The 16,204-nt window shown below is 65.5% G+C and carries 16 protein-coding genes; 7 read left to right on the top strand and 9 right to left on the bottom strand.

Annotated elements, in window-relative coordinates:
* Window positions 1–105 precede the first annotated feature (105 nt).
* The 5 genes from FA87_RS15105 to FA87_RS15085 form a co-directional block, all read right to left on the bottom strand.
* Window positions 106–870, bottom strand: a complete 765-nt coding sequence (locus tag FA87_RS15105; RefSeq protein WP_036110667.1) for a response regulator transcription factor — start codon at window positions 868–870, stop codon at window positions 106–108.
* An 87-nt stretch (window positions 871–957) separates the two neighbouring features.
* Window positions 958–2,868: a hybrid sensor histidine kinase/response regulator gene (locus tag FA87_RS15100; protein WP_043695661.1), complete on the bottom strand. Its 1,911-nt coding sequence runs from the start codon at window positions 2,866–2,868 to the stop codon at window positions 958–960.
* A gap of 63 nt (window positions 2,869–2,931) precedes the next feature.
* On the bottom strand, window positions 2,932–3,624 hold the full coding sequence (locus tag FA87_RS15095; protein WP_043695658.1) for a VTT domain-containing protein: 693 nt from the start codon (window positions 3,622–3,624) through the stop codon (window positions 2,932–2,934).
* A 16-nt stretch (window positions 3,625–3,640) separates the two neighbouring features.
* Window positions 3,641–4,198: a nucleoside deaminase gene (locus FA87_RS15090; protein WP_043698254.1), complete on the bottom strand. Its 558-nt coding sequence runs from the start codon at window positions 4,196–4,198 to the stop codon at window positions 3,641–3,643.
* A complete protein-coding gene (locus FA87_RS15085) occupies window positions 4,198–5,925 on the bottom strand; it encodes a glutamine--tRNA ligase/YqeY domain fusion protein (protein ID WP_036110679.1) in 1,728 nt (575 codons plus the stop codon). The genes FA87_RS15090 and FA87_RS15085 overlap by 1 nt, the downstream gene beginning before the upstream one ends.
* Window positions 5,926–6,025: 100 nt before the next feature.
* On the opposite strand from FA87_RS15085, the gene FA87_RS15080 reads away from it, so the two are divergent.
* Entirely contained in the window at window positions 6,026–6,301 is a 276-nt protein-coding gene (locus FA87_RS15080; RefSeq protein ID WP_043695654.1) for a DUF2007 domain-containing protein, read from the top strand.
* Window positions 6,302–6,331: 30 nt separating this feature from the next.
* Entirely contained in the window at window positions 6,332–6,850 is a 519-nt protein-coding gene (locus FA87_RS15075; RefSeq protein WP_036110682.1) for an adenine phosphoribosyltransferase, read from the top strand.
* A gap of 9 nt (window positions 6,851–6,859) precedes the next feature.
* On the opposite strand, the gene FA87_RS15070 is transcribed toward FA87_RS15075, so the two are convergent.
* Both FA87_RS15070 and oxyR read right to left on the bottom strand, forming a co-directional pair.
* Window positions 6,860–7,465 (bottom strand): hypothetical protein, encoded by a 606-nt coding sequence (locus tag FA87_RS15070; RefSeq protein WP_043695652.1) that lies wholly within the window; start codon window positions 7,463–7,465, stop codon window positions 6,860–6,862.
* A gap of 12 nt (window positions 7,466–7,477) precedes the next feature.
* Window positions 7,478–8,437 carry a DNA-binding transcriptional regulator OxyR gene (gene oxyR / locus FA87_RS15065; protein ID WP_043695649.1) on the bottom strand — a complete coding sequence of 320 codons (960 nt, stop codon included), beginning with the start codon at window positions 8,435–8,437 and terminating at the stop codon, window positions 7,478–7,480.
* Between the two features lie 153 nt (window positions 8,438–8,590).
* Between oxyR and FA87_RS15060 the strand changes: the two genes are divergently transcribed.
* The 3 genes from FA87_RS15060 (at window position 8,591) to FA87_RS15050 (ending at window position 12,806) form a co-directional block, all read left to right on the top strand.
* A complete protein-coding gene (locus FA87_RS15060; RefSeq protein WP_036110690.1) occupies window positions 8,591–9,139 on the top strand; it encodes a peroxiredoxin in 549 nt (182 codons plus the stop codon).
* Window positions 9,140–9,399: 260 nt separating this feature from the next.
* A complete protein-coding gene (locus FA87_RS15055; RefSeq protein ID WP_043695646.1) occupies window positions 9,400–9,942 on the top strand; it encodes a carboxymuconolactone decarboxylase family protein in 543 nt (180 codons plus the stop codon).
* 179 nt (window positions 9,943–10,121) lie between these two features.
* Window positions 10,122–12,806, top strand: coding sequence for a M1 family metallopeptidase (locus tag FA87_RS15050; RefSeq protein WP_043695643.1), 2,685 nt, complete (start codon window positions 10,122–10,124; stop codon window positions 12,804–12,806).
* 70 nt (window positions 12,807–12,876) lie between these two features.
* On the opposite strand, the gene FA87_RS20430 is transcribed toward FA87_RS15050, so the two are convergent.
* A complete protein-coding gene (locus FA87_RS20430; protein ID WP_079522636.1) occupies window positions 12,877–13,302 on the bottom strand; it encodes a DUF4879 domain-containing protein in 426 nt (141 codons plus the stop codon).
* Window positions 13,303–13,477: 175 nt separating this feature from the next.
* Here FA87_RS20430 and FA87_RS15040 point away from each other — a divergent pair, with 175 nt between their 5' ends.
* Together FA87_RS15040 and FA87_RS15035 are read left to right on the top strand one after the other, a co-directional pair.
* Complete coding sequence (locus FA87_RS15040; protein WP_156128562.1) at window positions 13,478–13,957, top strand: hypothetical protein; 480 nt, start codon at window positions 13,478–13,480, stop codon at window positions 13,955–13,957.
* Between the two features lie 43 nt (window positions 13,958–14,000).
* Complete coding sequence (locus tag FA87_RS15035; RefSeq protein WP_197062423.1) at window positions 14,001–15,032, top strand: LacI family DNA-binding transcriptional regulator; 1,032 nt, start codon at window positions 14,001–14,003, stop codon at window positions 15,030–15,032.
* A 35-nt stretch (window positions 15,033–15,067) separates the two neighbouring features.
* Here FA87_RS15035 and FA87_RS15030 read toward each other — a convergent pair whose 3' ends face one another.
* Window positions 15,068–16,186, bottom strand: coding sequence for a Gfo/Idh/MocA family oxidoreductase (locus FA87_RS15030; protein WP_043695637.1), 1,119 nt, complete (start codon window positions 16,184–16,186; stop codon window positions 15,068–15,070).
* Window positions 16,187–16,204 lie beyond the last annotated feature (18 nt).

The following is a 16,204-nucleotide window of genomic DNA, read 5'->3' as shown; positions in this document are numbered from 1 at the left end:
CCCAACGTCCTGCCGCGTTCCTCACGCCTGCCTGCATCGCGCCCGCCCTGCGTCACACCCTGGACCCGAGCTTACGCCGGATCCCGGTCGAGAATGTGCCGGCCGTCAGTCGCCCAGATGCTGGGCGGCCACGAGGGCCTCCAGCCGGTTGCGCACGTGCAATGCACGGAAGATAGCGGCCAGATGGATTTTTACCGTGCCCTCGCTGATGCCCAGTTCGCGTGCGATCAGCTTGTTCGGCCGTCCCTTTGCGAGCAGCTTGAGGACGTCGATCTGGCGGTCCGTGAGGACCGCAGCCAGGCGCTCCTTGGTGGTCAGCCCGTCGCTGCCGTTGCCCTGAAACGCAAAGGCGGGCACAGGCGTCGAAGCAGCCGCTTTCATCGCCTCGGGCGGTATGTAGATGCCGCCTCCCACGACGAGTCGGACCGCGCTGAGGATCACGTCGGGCGGTGAAGATTTGAGGATGTAACCCTGTACGCCCAGATCCAGCACATGTCGGATCGCGGCGGAATCTTCCGTGCCGGACAGCACGATCACGGCGCGCTTCTGCGCGGTGTGGGCGCCGATCAGGTCCGCGGCATGCCGCCGTTCGTCTTCCGTGAGGTCGCTGCTCGCCCTGTCGCCGGCGGTGACCCGGTCCTCCGCATCGGCAAGCGTGTCGAGCGCCTCCTTGATGTGCTCGACGCCATTGGCGCCGGGCATGGCCATATCGATCAAGGCGAGGTCGGGCAGCGGTTCGCGAGCGAGTTGCGCCCGGAGCTGTGCCACGCTTTCGGCCTCGACGAATTCGACGTGGTCACCCAGCTCGCGAAGCTTCAGCTTCACCCCTTCAATGATCAGACGATGATCATCCGCGATCAAGACACGCATGCCACTCCTCCGCCCGCACTGCCACAGGCATCCCCGTTCCCCGGACCATAGCCCTCCGGCCGGTCGTCGGCAAGCAGGCCATCCGGCTCAGACGGGTGCATGATGGACAGCCCACGCGGAAACCATTACTTCGTGGAGGCGTTCGGGCGAAACCGGTTTGAACAGTACCTGCGTGGTGCTCGCATCGACGTTGCGCAGAAAGTCGCCGCGTGTCTCGCCAGTGATCAGCACGCGCGCGAAGGGAGGCGCGTCGCCGGGGCGTCGTCGGTAATAACGGTCGAGCAGGGCGATGACGTCCAGCCCGGTACCCTCGCGCAGCCGCAGATCCGAGATGACGATATCCGGCGGCTGTATCCACTGGTGCACCGCTTCCATGGCCTGCTGAGCGTCCTCCGCCGTCATGACCTCGCAGCCCCAGCTGCCGAGCAGATAGCTGATGCCGGCGAGGATGCTGGGCTCGTCGTCGATCACGAGGACCCGCATGCCGGCGACGTCACGCGTGGCGGCGGGCGCCTGCGCGGGCGTCTGGCGCGGCTCCAGGGTGCCGGCCTGGGTCTCGGGCAAGGTGATCGAGAACACGCTGCCCTTGCCTGGCCGGGAACGCACGGACGCTTCACTGCCAAGCAGGCCGGCCAGGCGCTGCACGGTCGAGAGGCCCAGCCCGAGGCCTCGTCGCGTTCCTTCCGGCCGGCCGGTTTCGGGGCCGCTTTCCACACGATAGAACTCGTCGAAGATGTGCCGCAGATGTTCGTCGCCGATGCCGAGTCCCGTATCCCAGACGTCGATCCTCACCCGGCCGTCCAGCCGCTTGCGGGCGCCGACCAGCACTCCGCCACAGCGGGTATAGCGCAATGCGTTACTGACGAGGTTGTTGAGGATGCGCGCCAGCATCGTGCGGTCGCATCGCACCCACAGGCCCGTCGTGCGGACGACCAGTCGCAGATCGTGCTGTTCGGCGACCATGCGGAAATTCACGCTGACCTCTTCGAACACGTCATCGAGCGCGACGTCGCGGATCACCGCCGGCATGGCGCCGGTCTCGAGGCGGGACAGGTCCAGCAGTTCGCTGAACAGATGATCCAGCGCATCCACGCACTCCTGGATGTGCGCGATACGGTTGAGTCTCAGCGGATCGTATTCATCCACCGCAAGGCCCGAGGAGAACAGGGTGAGGGCATACAGGGGCTGGCGAAGGTCGTGGGAGGCGGCGGCCAGAAACCGGGCCTTGGCCACGCTGGCAGCTTCCAGTGCCGCATTTTTCCGGGCCAGCTCTTCGGTGGCGGCGGCGATTTCCCGTTCCATACCGATCTGGGCATGCAATAGCTTCGACGCGGCGCCGTTGAAGCCGCGTTGGAGATCGCCGATTTCGGTGTCGTCGGTGACCGGGACAACGACGGTACGGTCGCCCAGGCCGAGCTGTCGCACGGCGATCGCCAGATTGCGCAGCGGCGCGCTCAGCCAGCGCGCGGTCGACCAGCCGATCATGACGGCGATGAACAGGCTGAGCGCCAGCCAGAGCAACGCGTTGTGCATGCTGGCGCGCTGCGCGGCGATGGCGTCCTCGACGCTGACGTCTACCGTTACCGACCCGACCACCCGGTGGGTCAGGGGATCGAGCACCTCGCGCGCCACGGTCAGGCTGTCGTCATCGCCGATCGTGCCGTTGACGCGGTCGGCGAGGATTTCGCCGTCACGGTCGCTGATCCTTACGCGCGATACCTGAGGGAGCTGAACGATGGACTGGGCGATACGGGCGATTTCGCGGCGCTCACCGGTGCGCAGGGCATCTCCTGATACCGTGGCGGACTGCTGTGCGATGGCGTCCGCCGTCGAGCGGCCCATCTCGTGCAGAGTATCCATCTGATGCCGGGTCAGCAGCGTCACCAGCAGCAAGGCGCTGATCGCCGTGGGCACGAGCGCGACGCACGTGAGGCGCTGCACGAGCGACGTGCGACGCCACACCTTTTCCAGCCATGACGAAGTCGACACGTCGCCCATGAACTCCCCCGGCGGGCCTCTCCCAGGCGCCGCGAGGCTACAGCCTAGCGCAGTTCCGCCGGCTCAGTCGCGGCGAAGGCGTGCCCGGACGGAGCGAGCCGCCAGCGGCAGCAGGCTGACGATCAGAAAGGCGCACAGCGGCAGCAGGATGCGGGGGTCGATCAGACTGAAAGGCGCATCCCCGCCCAGCGTGGAGGCCAGGCCGGCACCGATCGCGCTCTCGATCACGAGCGACACGGTGCCGCCCAGCCAGGTGGCGGCGATGAACAGCCACAGGGGGCAGCGGAGCCAGGCCAGCACGACGGTCATGGCGCCCAGTGGCACGACGGGAACGAAGCGCAAGGCGAACGTGTAACTGACCGGTCGCCGCGCATAGCCCTCGCGAACGCGCCGTGCCAGATCGGGCGGCTGGCGCCCTCCGTGACCGAAGGCATGCCGGCTGGCGGCATAGAGAAGCAGGGAGCCGGCCACCAGGGCCAGCGAAGACAGGGCACTGCCCTCGGCGATGCCGAAGAGCAGTCCGCCGGCCAGAACGATGACGATCGTACCGGGCACGCCGGTCGCGATGGCCAGCGTCAGCAGCACGGCATACGACACACGGGAGAGCACGGGATGGACGGCGATGCTCGCGCGTAGCATGCCTTCCTCCGCCAGCAGGTGACTGGGGTGAAGGCGGTCCAGTGCGCCACTGGCGAGCGCGATGACGCCGGCCAGCACCATCAGGGCGAGAGGCAGGGCGGCGCGCCAGCGTTTCACCGGGTGAGCATCCGGATCAGTAGGCGACGCCGGATTCGCCATAACGGCGCAGGACGTCGCGAGCGTCATCGCGGCGGATGTCCCGGCGCACGGCGATGCCGCGACGCTCGAGTTCACCGATCCAGTCGGCGGGCAGGGGACCTTCGTCGAACGGCGTGAGCTCCTCGACGTCCGCCGATCGGGCACCGATCAGCAACTCGTCGACGCCCGCCCACACGGTGGCGCCGTAGCACTGGCAGCAGGGCTGCGAACTGGTGGCGAGCACGAAGCGTGAGCCGTCCTCGTTGAGGCGGAAACGCTGCATGCGCTGCTGGGCCGTCATGTACGCCATCATTTCCGCGTGCGCGACGGAGCAGCTATGCGGCACGACCCGGTTGACGCCGATGGAGACGATCCGGTCGTTGGCATCGAACACCGCGGCACCGAACGGGCCGCCCGTGGCGAGATCGACGTTACGCGACGACAGCTCGATGGCGAGGCCGACCTTGGCCTCGTCACCGGCGTACGTCACCGACGTGTCGACCGCTTCGTGGACCCAGGCGGGCAGCGTGAGATGGACCTGTGCGTACAGCATCAGGCCTGCTTCGCCCACGAATCGCGCAGGGTGACGATCCGGTTGAATACCGGCGCGTCGTGCGTGTGGTCGTGCATATCGGCCACGAAGAAACCCAGCCGTTCGAACTGCACGCGGTCCTCCCGCGCGGCAGCGGCGGCCGCGGGTTCGACGTAGGCATGCACGATCCGACGCGAGTTCGGGTTGATGTGGTCCTTGTACGTCTTGCCGTCGCTGTCGTCGTCCGGATCGGTGACATCGAACAGGCGGTCGTACAGGCGCACGACGGCCGGGACGGCATCGCGCGCGCTCACCCAGTGGATCGTGCCCTTGACCTTGCGATCCGCACCCGGCATGCCGGTGCGCGACTCGAGATCGAGCGTGCAGCGCAGTTCGGTGATGGTGCCGTCCGCGTCCTTGATCATTTCGTCGCAACGGACGATACCGACGCCACGCAGGCGCACTTCGCCGTCGGGCTTCAGACGATGGAATCCCTTGGGCGGGACTTCAGCGAAATCCTCGCGCTCGATCCACAGCTCGCGCGAAAACGGCACGCTGCGGCTGCCGAACGATTCGTCCTTCGGATGATTCGGGAAGGTCAGCGATTCCGCATGCGCGGCATCGAGGTTGGTGATGACGAGCTTGACCGGATCGATCACGGCCAGACGACGCGCCGCGGTCACGTCGAGGTCTTCACGCACGGCGCCTTCGAGCACGCTCATGTCGATCGTGCTGTTCTGCTTGCTCACGCCGATGCGTTCCCAGAACAGGCGGATGCCGGCGGGCGTAAAGCCGCGGCGACGCACGCCCGCGATGGTCGGCAGGCGTGGATCGTCCCAGCCGTCCACCAGATTCTCGGTCACCAGCGTGATCAGCTTGCGCTTGCTCATCACCGTGTAATTCAGATTGCCACGGGAGAACTCGATCTGGCGCGGCTTGCTCGGGCTCGTCGGCAGACCGGCGTCGACCAGCGGCTGCCAGAGCGCCGCATCGTTGGCCAGATCGACGTGGTCGACGCACCAGTCGTACAGCGGACGATGGTCTTCGAATTCCAGCGTGCACAGCGAATGCGTGATGCCTTCGAGCGCGTCCGACAACGAATGCGCGAAGTCGTACATCGGGTAGATCGGCCACGCGTCACCGGTATTCTGGTGGTGCACCTTGCGCACGCGGTAGAGCGCCGGGTCGCGCAGGTTGATGTTGCCCGAGGCCATGTCGATCTTCGCGCGCAGCGTCTTGCTGCCGTCGGCGAATTCACCGGCGCGCATGCGCTGGAACAGATCGAGGTTTTCCTCGATGGAGCGGTCGCGGAACGGCGAGTTGCGCCCGGGCTCGGTGAGGGTGCCGCGGTATTCGCGCACTTCGTCCGCGGAAAGGTCATCGACGTAGGCGACTCCCTTGCGAATCAGCTTCAGCGCCGAACGGTAGAACACCTCGAAGTAGTCCGAGGCGTGACGCAGTTCGGCCCACTCGAAGCCGAGCCACCTGACGTCGCGCTGGATGGCCTCGACGTACTCGACGTCCTCCTTGGAGGGGTTGGTGTCGTCGAAGCGCAGGTTGCAGACGCCCGTGTAGTCGGTGGCGAGACCGAAGTTCAGGCAGATCGACTTCGCGTGACCCAGGTGCAGATAGCCATTGGGCTCCGGCGGGAAGCGCGTGCGGATAGCCGCGTGCTTGCCGGATGCCAGGTCGTCGCGGACGATCTGGCGGATGAAGTTCTGCTGCAGGACGGGCGTTTCGGTCGACATCGCTTAGGCTCGGAAAGAAGGGCGCGGCAAACGTCCGAGTTTACCTTTGTTGGGCCCGCGACGCTTGCCGTCGAGGCACGGCGCGGGGTAGCTTGGGCCCATGCGCATCGCTTACCACGCCGAGACCCTGATCGACGCCCACCTCGTGAAGGACGCGCTCGAGCACGCGGGTATACCGGCGTTCATCGCGGGCGAGTTCCTCACCGGGGCGGTGGGTCAGCTCCCGGCGCGCGATTTCGTCGCCGTCATGGTGCCCGACGCGGCGACCGAGGCCGCCGGGAGCATCGTTCGCGCGATCGACAGGCAGCTCGTGGAAGCTCGCGCCAGCGCGGCCGACGACGACGATCTCGACGACAGCGTTATCCTGCCGGCCTGAGCCGCCGCCCCCCTTCTTCAGGAAAGCTCCATGTCGTTCATTTCCCACCTCGTCCGGGACGTCCCGGATTTTCCGCGTCCCGGCATCATGTTCAAGGACATCACGCCGCTGCTGGCCGACGCCACCGCCTTCGCCGCGTGCATCGACGCGCTCTGTGAACCCTGGCGTGGCCAGGGCATCGGCGCTGTCTGCGGCATCGAATCGCGCGGCTTCATTTTCGGCGCCGCCATGGCCCGCGCACTGGATGCCGGCTTCGTTCCCATCCGCAAGGCCGGCAAGCTGCCGCCGCCGGTGGTGGGTCTCGACTACGGCCTCGAATACGGACTGGATCGCCTGGAAATCGGTACGCAGGCCTTATCGCCGGGCGAGAAGGTCATCGTGGTGGACGACGTGCTGGCGACGGGTGGCACCCTCGAGGCCGCGCGTCGGCTGGTCGAGCGGCTTGGCGCCGAAGTGCGGGGCGCCAGCGTCGTCATCGAACTGGCAGGCCTGAACGGTCGGGCCAGATGGGTAAGCGACGCCCCTTTGCATGCCCTGATCGGGTCCTGACGGCCGCGATCAGCGGCTCGCCGGCTTCTCTTCGCGCAGGTCTTCGACGAGCACGATTTCGCAACCACCCGCGCCGGTGTCCTCGCGGGTCAGTGAAGTATTCCAGTGCCACCCGTCGTCGCGATCGACGTCGACGAGGAAGCCTTCGAAGTGGACCACCTCGCCGGGGCGTACATCGCGCAGTTCCCGGGCGGCATTGTCGTTAGCCGGGATCATGTGCATGTTGGCGCTGGAATCCTCGATCTCGCGGCGCGGGATCGGGAAGTGGTCGGTGTACCAGAAGTAGAACCGGTTGGACTGCGAGATGCGGATCTTGTCCAGTACGGCATTGTCCGACATGCGCCCCCAGCCCAGGGCGAGGTCCGTCGGCGCGATGGGCGCGAGATCGTCCAGCTGATAATCCTCGCGCGACAGGACACGCCCGCTCATCGAGAATTTCGCGCGCGGCGTGAGCGTGAAGCGTCCGCGCTTGAGCAGGGTGCCCGAGCCCAGCGCTTCCTGGTCGGGAATGTCGCCCGCGACGATGCCAGGGGCGTCATGCACGGGACGATGCCGCCACCAGGCATAGCCGCCCCAGCCACAGATGATCAGCAGAAGGACGAGCCAGACACGCATGCGACGAAACCGTCAGAGGGATGGAGAGGCAACGGCCGGGCGGCCGTCCGGTTGACGCGCCCCCGTCCCTCGCGGATGGAAGAGGTCGGCGGGCAGGTCGCGGACGATCCCCGCCAGCGCTTCGAAGAACGGCGTCATGGCCGAACTCTTGCGCCACAGCATGGCGATCCGGCGGCTCGGCGCGGGCGCCTCGAAGGCGATCAGGTCGACGTTCGGCGACTGGGCGACCGGCGCCTGCACGGCAAGCGCCGGGAGCAGCGTGATGCCGACGTTGGCGGACACCATCTGGCGAAGCGTTTCCAGACTGGTCGCGCGGAAGCCGGTTTTCTCGCCCGCGCCCGCGAGGTGACACACCTCCAGCGCCTGATCGCGCAGGCAATGCCCGTCCTCGAGCAGCAGCAGGTTCTGATCGGAGAGATCGTCCATGCGCAGGGAGCCGCGCCCGGCCAGCGCATGCCCGCTGGGCACGGCGAGCACGAAGGGTTCCTCGAAGAGGAACTCGACGTGCAGGGAGTCGTCGTGGACGGGCAGGGCGAGGATCCCGGCGTCGAGGGTGCCCTCGCGCAGCATGTGCAGCACCTGCTCGGTCTTTTCCTCGCGCAGGAGAAGTTCGAGCCGCGGGAAACGCGCCCGTAGCTGAGGAATCACGTGCGGAAGCAGATAAGGACCGAGGGTGGGGAAGATGCCCAGGCGGATCGTGCCCGACTCCGGGTCGCGGGTTCGCTGGGCGATGGACTTGATCTCATCGATCTGCGACAGCACGCCGCGCGCGCGGCGGGCGATTTCACCGCCGGTCTCCGTAAGCAGCACTTTTCGGGGGGTGCGCTCGACCAGCGCCACGCCCAGCTCGTCTTCCAGCTTGCGGATCTGGGTGGACAGCGTGGGCTGGCTGACGAAGCTAGCCTCCGCCGCCCGGCCAAAATGGCGGTACTCGGCGAGGGCGACGAGATATTGAAGGTCTCGCAGGTTCATGGCGACGGGCTCTGGACGTTCGCAATAGTCACAGCCTATCACATTGATGCCTACAATCGATTTGAGATATCTGTCCGGCCCCGCTAACCTTAGCTTTCAGTCGCGTCACCAAGCGCGCAATGAGTTCAACACCCCTCAACGGAGAGTCGTAACATGCTGACCATTGGCGATAAGTTCCCCGAGTTCAACCTGCTGGCTGTCGACGGCGGCCCGCTTGCCAACAAGATCGAAGACGCGTTCACGACCATCTCGGACAAGTCGTACGAGGGCAAGTGGAAGCTCGTGTTCTTCTACCCGAAGGACTTCACCTTCGTCTGCCCGACCGAAATCAAGGGTTTCAGCGACCTCAACGAGAAGTTCGCCGACCGTGACTGCCAGATCCTGGCCGTGTCGACCGACTCCGAGTTCGTCCACCGCGCCTGGCGCATGGACCACGCCGATCTTAAGGACCTGACGTTCCCGATGCTGGCGGACATCAAGAAGGACCTGACCTCGGCCCTCGGCATCCTGACCTCGGACGGCGTCGCCCAGCGCGCCACGTTCCTCGTCGATCCGAACAACGAGATCCAGTTCGCCTACGTCACCGCCGGCTCGGTCGGTCGTAACCCGGACGAAGTGCTGCGCGTCCTCGACGCCCTGCAGACCGACGAACTGTGCGCCTGCAACTGGAAGTCCGGCGACGAGACCCTCAAGGTCGCCTGAAGTACCAAGCGTTGAAAGTCCCGCGCCGCTTCCCTCCCTCCCCCGCGCGGCGCGGGCACCCTGTGTAGGAGCGGACCTTGTGCGATGCGTGCTCGCGATGACCTCGGGTCGCGCGCAGGGCGCGCTCCTACACGCTCTTTTCGTTACTTCCCGAATTCTTTGCGGCGTGCCTTCGGCGCGCCCCGCGTGAACCGGTGCCCGCGCTCCGAGCCATTCCGCGACCTATCCGCACGTCTTTCATTACGATCAGGAGCACACCGATGAGCATTGCCGATCTTCGCAGCCAGCTTCCCGAGTACGCCAAGGACCTCAAGCTCAATCTCGACTCCGTGTTGAGCGAAGCGGGCGCCCCGGGCCTCAACCTCGCCCAGATCTCCATGGTCGCCCTCGGCGCCGCGTTTTCGACGCGCTACAAGCCGCTGACCGAAGCCGTCGCGTCGTTCGCCGCCGAGCACGCCTCGGCCGAGCAGCTGACCGCCGCCAAGGGTTCGGCCGCGATCATGGGCATGAACAACATCTATTACCGCTTCCAGCATCTGGTCAGCCACCCGGAATACGCGACCATCCCGGCGAAGCTGCGCATGAACGTCATCGGTGCGTACAAGGGCGATGCGAAGAACGACTTCGAGCTCGTTTCGCTGGCGGTGTCGGCCGTCAACGGCTGCGGCATGTGCATCGATTCTCACGACAAGGTGCTGCGCGACGGTGGGGTTTCCGTTCAGGCGATTCAGAGCGCCGTGCGTATTGCGTCGGTGATTCACGCCGTGGGCGTGGTGCTCGAGCAGGCGGAAGCCGCCGGCTGATCCGAGGCGGACGACTGTGACCCCGAAAGGCCGCTTAACGCGGCCTTTTCTTTTCGCCACGAGGGCCCGGCGCCGGTTTCTGACGCGCCGCAGCGAGCGGGGGGTGCCTTCTGGCACTGTGTCGAAGGTCACCCCTGTTCCCAGGATGGGGGATTACCCACAGGGGAGTCCCACCCACCATGCGTCGTCTCGTCCGTCCTCTCGTTCTCACCGCGCTCGCCGCCTGCTGTGGCGCCGCGCTCGCCGCCGGCACGGACGCCGCGCCGCCCACCGGCCATCTTCCCACCTGGGCCCAGCCTGAAAGCTACAAGCTCTCCTTCAAGGTCGACCCCAGGCAGGAAGACTATGCCGGTTCGTCGACCATCAGGATCAAGCTGACGCAGCCGTCGGACTTCGTCTGGCTGCACGGCAAAGAGCTGAAGGTCTCCAGGGTCACCGTCACCGACGCCGCCGGCAAGAAGCACACGGGCAAATACACCGTGGCCGCGGAGAAGGAAGGTGTCGCCCGTGTGGATCTCGGTGCGAAGCTCGAAGGCGAGATCACCCTCGCCATCGAATTCACCGCGCCGCTCAACAAGCAGCTGCAGGGCCTGTACAAGGTCTCGCACGAAGGTGTGCCGTACGCGATGACGCAGATGGAGCCGGTCTCCGCGCGCTACGCGTTCCCCGGTTTCGACGAGCCCTCGTTCAAGGTGCCGTTCGACATCAGCCTGACCATCCCCTCCGACGAACAGGGCGTCGCCAATACCGCCCAGATCAAGGAAGAAAAAGCCGGCGCCGGCTGGAAGACGCTGACCTTCTCCACCACCAAGCCGCTGCCGACGTACCTCGTCGCGTTCGCCGTCGGTCCGTGGGATGTGGTCAAGGGCCCGGACATCTCGCCGACCCAGTACCGCACCACCGCCACCCCGCTGCGCGGCATCGCCGCCAAGGGCGAGGGCCACCGCATGGAGCACGTGCTGGGCGAGACCAGCTCGATCATCCACACGCTCGAGGATTACTACGGTTTCGGCTACCCGTACGACAAGCTCGACCTGCTGGCCGCACCGGACTTCAGTGCGGGCGCGATGGAGAACGCCGGGCTGGTCACGTTCCGCGACTGGCTGCTGCTGATCGATCCGGATTCCGCCGCTCAGTACGTACGCGGTTCGTTCAACGTCAACGCGCACGAGCTGGCCCATCAGTGGACCGGCGACACCGTGACCATGGCCTGGTGGGACGACCTCTGGCTCAACGAGGCCTTCGCCACGTGGATGCAGCAGAAGGTCACGACCAAGGTGCACCCGGAATACCGCGCCGACCTCGATCGCGTGCGTGGTGCCGAGGGCGCGATGAACAACGACAGCCTGGTCAGCGCGCGAAAGATCCGTCAGCCGATCACCGGCAATGGCGACATCGAGACCGCGTTCGACGGTATCACCTACCAGAAGGGTGCGGCCGTACTCGGCATGTTCGAGGGTTATGTCACCGACCCGGTCTTCCAGAAGGGCATGCGTGCCTATATCCAGAAGCACAAGTTCGCCAACGCCACGGCCGACGATCTGATCGATGCCATCGCCGAGGCGGCCGGTCAGGGCGATGCGTTCAAGAAGGCCTTCCGTAGCTTCCTCGACCAGTCCGGCGTGCCGTATGTCACGACGGAAGTGAAGGTCGAAGGCGGCAAGACCGTGTTGCATCTGGCGCAGAGCCGTTACCTGCCGCTCGGCAGCACCGGCGACGCGAGCCGCGTCTGGGGCGTGCCGATGTGCGTCCGTTACGGCACCACGGGTGGTGCGAACAAGGTCAAGTGCGAACTGCTCGACCAGGCCACCGGCACGATGGTGCTCGATGGCGCGACGAAGAACACGTGGGTGCTGCCCAATGCCGACGGTCGCGGCTATTACCGCTTTGCCCAGAGCAAGGCCGATCTCGCCGCGCTGACCAAGGTAGTCGGTACGCTGAGCGACGCCGAGCAGCTGGCCTATGCGGATGCCGTCCGTGCGGCGTTCCAGCACGGCGATCTCGATGCCGGCGACGTCCTTGCCGCCATGAAGCCGCTGACCGCGTCGAAGACCCGCGAGGTGTTCACCGCACCGCTGATGACGTTCAGCTGGATATTCAACAACGAAGCGTCGACGGACGCGCAGCGTGCGCATCTGCGCAAGTGGGCGATCGACGCCTACCTGCCCAAGGTGCAGAGCCTCGGCTTCCGCAAGAAGCCCGGCGAGCCCGACAACGACACGCTCACCCGTTCCGCGTTGGTCGGCTTCCTGGGCGACGACGACATCGCCGAGAAGTCGGTACGTGCCGAACTGCTCAAGCAGGGCGATGCGGCTCTGAAGAGCAAGGACGGTCATCTCGATCTCGAAGCGGCCGATCCCGACCTGCTGGCCGATGCCCTCGGCGTGGCGGTGCAGGAGCGTGGCGCTCCCGCGATCGACGCGCTGATCGCCGAGATCCCGAAGACGTCGGACCCGGCCAAGCGAAATGCGATGCTGTCCGCGCTCGCGTCGACCAAGGATCCCGTGCTGGCCAACAAGGCACGTGACTTCTCGCTCGGCAAGGACGTCAAGGTCGGTGAGATGGCGTCCATCCTTCGTGGCGGTCGCGCCACGGAAGCGACCCGTAACGATCTGTGGAAGTGGTTCACCGCGAACTACGACAAGATCGTCGCCCGCACGGGCAGCTTCGCCGGCGGCAGGCTGCCGGAGATGGCAGCCGGTGGCAGCTGCTCGAAGGAGGAAGCCGACCGTCTGGACGCGTTCTTCAAGCCGCGTCTGGGTCAGGTCAGCGGCGCGGAGCGTGGTCTGGCGCAGACCAGCGAGCAGACGCTGCTCTGCGCGGCGTTGAAGGCCAAGCAGGACCCGAAGACGATCACGCGCTGATCGATCTTTGTGGGTGATGTACGAAAGCCGGGCGAGCGATCGCCCGGCTTTTTTTGTTGTCCGGGATGCCTCAGCGAATCTGGAAGCTCACGCGCACAGGTGCGCCGACGCCGTTCGGTATCACCATGTACTCGAAGTTCCCACCTTCCCGGCCACTTGCCTCCCAGGTACGACGGTAGCCAATGACGGTGCCGCGGCCGTTGCAGGGCGCCGTTCGTCCGTTGACCTTGCACAACGCATGCGTCTGAACCTCACGCAAGGGACTGCCCAGCAATCGCGCTTGAGCGTGTTTCCCGTAACCTATGTCATCCGTTCTGATGAGCATCGACGTTCCTCCGTGATCACGGGTGGTCGACGATCTTCCCGACGTGTCTTCGAAGCCTCCCTTACTCGAGGTGACGGATGATACGAAAGCGCGGGAGAGATTGTTTCCTTGTGCGAAGGCTTGCGTCGATAACATAAAAAAGGCTGCTGCAGCGAGCACGTCTGCTTTCATCGAGGATCTCCACGAATACCAGTTTCAGGGTCCTCATTGTTATGAACGACGCCGCGCATCACACATCAGGGACTAAGGACTCTTTCGTAGGGTGAGTCTCGATCGTCTTCGTCTTTTCCTATTTTCGTCTTCCTCGTAAGCGAACAGATCGATCGTGCGAAAGATTTCGTCTCGCATGGCTGTTGATGGCTGGCGGCATACCCGCGGTTTTGCTTTGCTTGGTCCTCTCTCAAAAGAGGACATCGGCATGCACGTCTCAGCGCCAGTAACGAATTCGTATCTTTCGGCCACCCAGTCCATAGCGGTGCCCGCAAGATGTTCACCTCGGACCGTTGAGTCGCCATCGGCGCCCGGCAACGTCGCGCGCATCGATTTCTCACGCATCACGCCGCGGCAGCTTCAGGCCTACCTCGACGAAAACCTCAAAAATGGCACGATCGATATTGGCGATGCCTCCGCACTGGGAAGTTCGATCCCAGGGGAGTGGTATACCGAGCGGGCCGATTCGCCCATCGATCTTAAAGGGACGATCGAAGGCATCGCCAGCTTCGACCGTCGTAACGGCTACGATACGGCTGCGGTGTTCTACGAAGGGCTCGCAGCCCGCATGAGCCTCATGGAACAAGCTTCGGCGCGCATCTCCGTGACGGTGTGATCTACCTCGGCGTGTTGGCCGCGTCATGCGCTAATCTTGCACCATGTCACAGCGGACCATCCCATCGCCACGTCCCATCTCGGCCACCGCTCGCGATGTCGCCGAAGCCGCCGGCGTGTCGATTTCCGCCGTCTCCCGGACGTTCACCCCAGGTGCCAGTGTCTCCGCCAGGACGCGCGAACGTGTGACCGAGGCGGCGACGCATCTCGGCTATCGCCCCAATCATTTAGCGCGCAGCCTCATGACCGGCCGCACCGAGCTGATCGGGCTGGTCTCGAATCATTTCGCCAACCCGACCTTCATGGAGGTCTTCGACCTGTTCACCCGCGAGCTGCAGGCGAGGGGCTTTCGCCCGCTGCTGGCGAACCTCGGTGAGGACGAAGATGGCAGGGCAGCCATCGACATGGTGCGCCAGTACAACGTGGATGCCGTGCTGATTGCGACCTCCGCACCGCCAGTGGGCTTCGCGGCCTCATGTCGCGAGGCGGGGCTGCCCGTGCTGCATGTCTTCGGCCGGCCAGGGCGTTCGTCGCCCGTTCCGGTGGTGACGGTGGACAACCAGGCGGGCGGGCGGATGGTAGCGGAGACGATGCGCGAACGCGGCCTGGTCCGGCTGGCGTTTATCGGCGGCTCCGCGCACGATGCGTCGACGCTGGATCGCGGTAACGGTTTCGCGTCCGCGGCGGGAGGTCTTCTGCTGGAGACCATCCATGCGGGCGACTACACCCACGAGCACGGCCGCAAAGCGATGCATGCGTTGCTCGATGGAGGTGCGGCCATCGATGGGGTTTTCTGTGCGGACGACGTGCTGGCGCTTGGTGCCATCGACGCGTGTCGTGAGCGTGGCTTGAGCGTGCCGGAGGACATCAGCGTCGTCGGGTTCGACGACATGCCGCTGGCGGCGTGGGCGTCCTATTCGTTGACCACGGTTCGTCAGCCCATTCGCGACATGGTGCTGCACGCCATCGAACGCATCGTCGCCTGGATGGAAAACCCCGAGACGATCCCGCGCAGCAAACTATTCACTTGCGAGCTCGTCCAACGGAACAGCCTCCGCAAGGCCGCCAAGCTGTAGGAGCGCGCCTGCGCGCGACCCCGGCAGCCGAGAACTCACCCCACATCGACCCACCGCCTCTCACGGTTCGACACCAGCGCCGCCGCGATCACCTTATCGACCTCATACCCATCGCGAAACGTCGGCCACACGGCATCGCCCGTCGCCACCGCCCGCAGAAAATCCCGCGCCTCGATCACGATCTGTTCGTTGTATCCGGTGCCGTGGCCGACGCCCTGATTGAAAGCCAGGTAATCCGGGTGCGCCGGTCCCATCAGCAGCTTCTGAAAGCCTCGGCGAGCCGGGTCGCGTGAGGCGTCATACAGCCACAACGCGTTCTGGTCTTCCTGATCGAAGGCGATCGCACCGCGGGTACCGGTGATGCGATACGTGTAGCCCATCTTTCGTCCCGCGGCCATGCGACTGAAGCTGATGCTGCCGGTGGCTCCGTTGGCGAAGCGCAACAGCATCTGACCAAGGTCATCGTTCTCCACGGCTTCGGGACCATGTGCTCCGGCCCGGGTCGGCTGGACGATGCGTGTGTCCGCCACCAGGCTGGCGATCGGACCGACGAGGCGCAGGCAGGCGTTGACGATATGCGTGGCGACATCGCCCAGGGCGCCGGCTTCGGTTCCCGTGACGATGCGCGTGCGCCATGAGGCGGGCAGCGAGGGATCGTGCAGATAGTCCTCGACATGCTCGGCACTGATCTGAATGACATCGCCGATCTCGCCCGAAGCGACGATCTGCCGGGCGAGCTGACTGGCCGGCGTGCGGATGTAGTTGAAACCGACCATGTTCGCCAGGCCGGCCTTCTCGACCGCTTCGGTCATGGCGAGGGATTCCTCCGCACTGGCACCGAGTGGTTTCTCGCAGAAGATCGGTTTTCCCGCCGCGACACAGGCCATCACCATGTCGAGATGGGTGCGCGGTGGCGTGGCGATCACCACGGCATCCACCGCCGGATCGTCGACGAGTTCCCGCCAGTCGCCGGTGGATCGCCTCCACCCCCAGCGGGCGGCGTGTTCGGCGGCCCCCGCGGCGGTCGAGGTCGCCAGCATCTCGCAGATCGGGCGCAGCGTCGGTTCGAAAGTCGCCGCCACGCCGTGGAACGCCAGGGTGTGCGCTTTACCCATGTAACCGGCGCCGATCAATCCGATCCTCAGCTCGCTCATGGCATGGTCTTCCGGGGT

The sequence above is a fragment of the Luteibacter sp. 9133 genome, from assembly GCF_000800155.1.
GTDB classification, from domain to species: Bacteria; Pseudomonadota; Gammaproteobacteria; order Xanthomonadales; family Rhodanobacteraceae; genus Luteibacter; species Luteibacter mycovicinus.
Note: the sequence above shows the minus strand (reverse complement) of the source record. Positions and strands in the feature narration are given on the sequence as shown.

What these genes read in the sequence shown, in the direction of transcription:
- FA87_RS15100 (WP_043695661.1), bottom strand. Translation starts at nt 2,868, where the DNA reads ATGGGCGACGTGTCGACTTCGTCATGGCTGGAAAAGGTGTGGCGTCGC.
- FA87_RS15035 (WP_197062423.1), top strand. Translation starts at nt 14,001, where the DNA reads ATGTCACAGCGGACCATCCCATCGCCACGTCCCATCTCGGCCACCGCT.
- oxyR (WP_043695649.1), bottom strand. Translation starts at nt 8,437, where the DNA reads ATGAACCTGCGAGACCTTCAATATCTCGTCGCCCTCGCCGAGTACCGC.
- FA87_RS15080 (WP_043695654.1), top strand. Translation starts at nt 6,026, where the DNA reads ATGCGCATCGCTTACCACGCCGAGACCCTGATCGACGCCCACCTCGTG.
- FA87_RS20430 (WP_079522636.1), bottom strand. Translation starts at nt 13,302, where the DNA reads ATGAAAGCAGACGTGCTCGCTGCAGCAGCCTTTTTTATGTTATCGACG.
- FA87_RS15085 (WP_036110679.1), bottom strand. Translation starts at nt 5,925, where the DNA reads ATGTCGACCGAAACGCCCGTCCTGCAGCAGAACTTCATCCGCCAGATC.
- FA87_RS15055 (WP_043695646.1), top strand. Translation starts at nt 9,400, where the DNA reads ATGAGCATTGCCGATCTTCGCAGCCAGCTTCCCGAGTACGCCAAGGAC.
- FA87_RS15040 (WP_156128562.1), top strand. Translation starts at nt 13,478, where the DNA reads ATGGCTGTTGATGGCTGGCGGCATACCCGCGGTTTTGCTTTGCTTGGT.
- FA87_RS15030 (WP_043695637.1), bottom strand. Translation starts at nt 16,186, where the DNA reads ATGAGCGAGCTGAGGATCGGATTGATCGGCGCCGGTTACATGGGTAAA.
- FA87_RS15070 (WP_043695652.1), bottom strand. Translation starts at nt 7,465, where the DNA reads ATGCGTGTCTGGCTCGTCCTTCTGCTGATCATCTGTGGCTGGGGCGGC.
- FA87_RS15105 (WP_036110667.1), bottom strand. Translation starts at nt 870, where the DNA reads ATGCGTGTCTTGATCGCGGATGATCATCGTCTGATCATTGAAGGGGTG.
- FA87_RS15060 (WP_036110690.1), top strand. Translation starts at nt 8,591, where the DNA reads ATGCTGACCATTGGCGATAAGTTCCCCGAGTTCAACCTGCTGGCTGTC.
- FA87_RS15075 (WP_036110682.1), top strand. Translation starts at nt 6,332, where the DNA reads ATGTCGTTCATTTCCCACCTCGTCCGGGACGTCCCGGATTTTCCGCGT.
- FA87_RS15090 (WP_043698254.1), bottom strand. Translation starts at nt 4,198, where the DNA reads ATGCTGTACGCACAGGTCCATCTCACGCTGCCCGCCTGGGTCCACGAA.
- FA87_RS15050 (WP_043695643.1), top strand. Translation starts at nt 10,122, where the DNA reads ATGCGTCGTCTCGTCCGTCCTCTCGTTCTCACCGCGCTCGCCGCCTGC.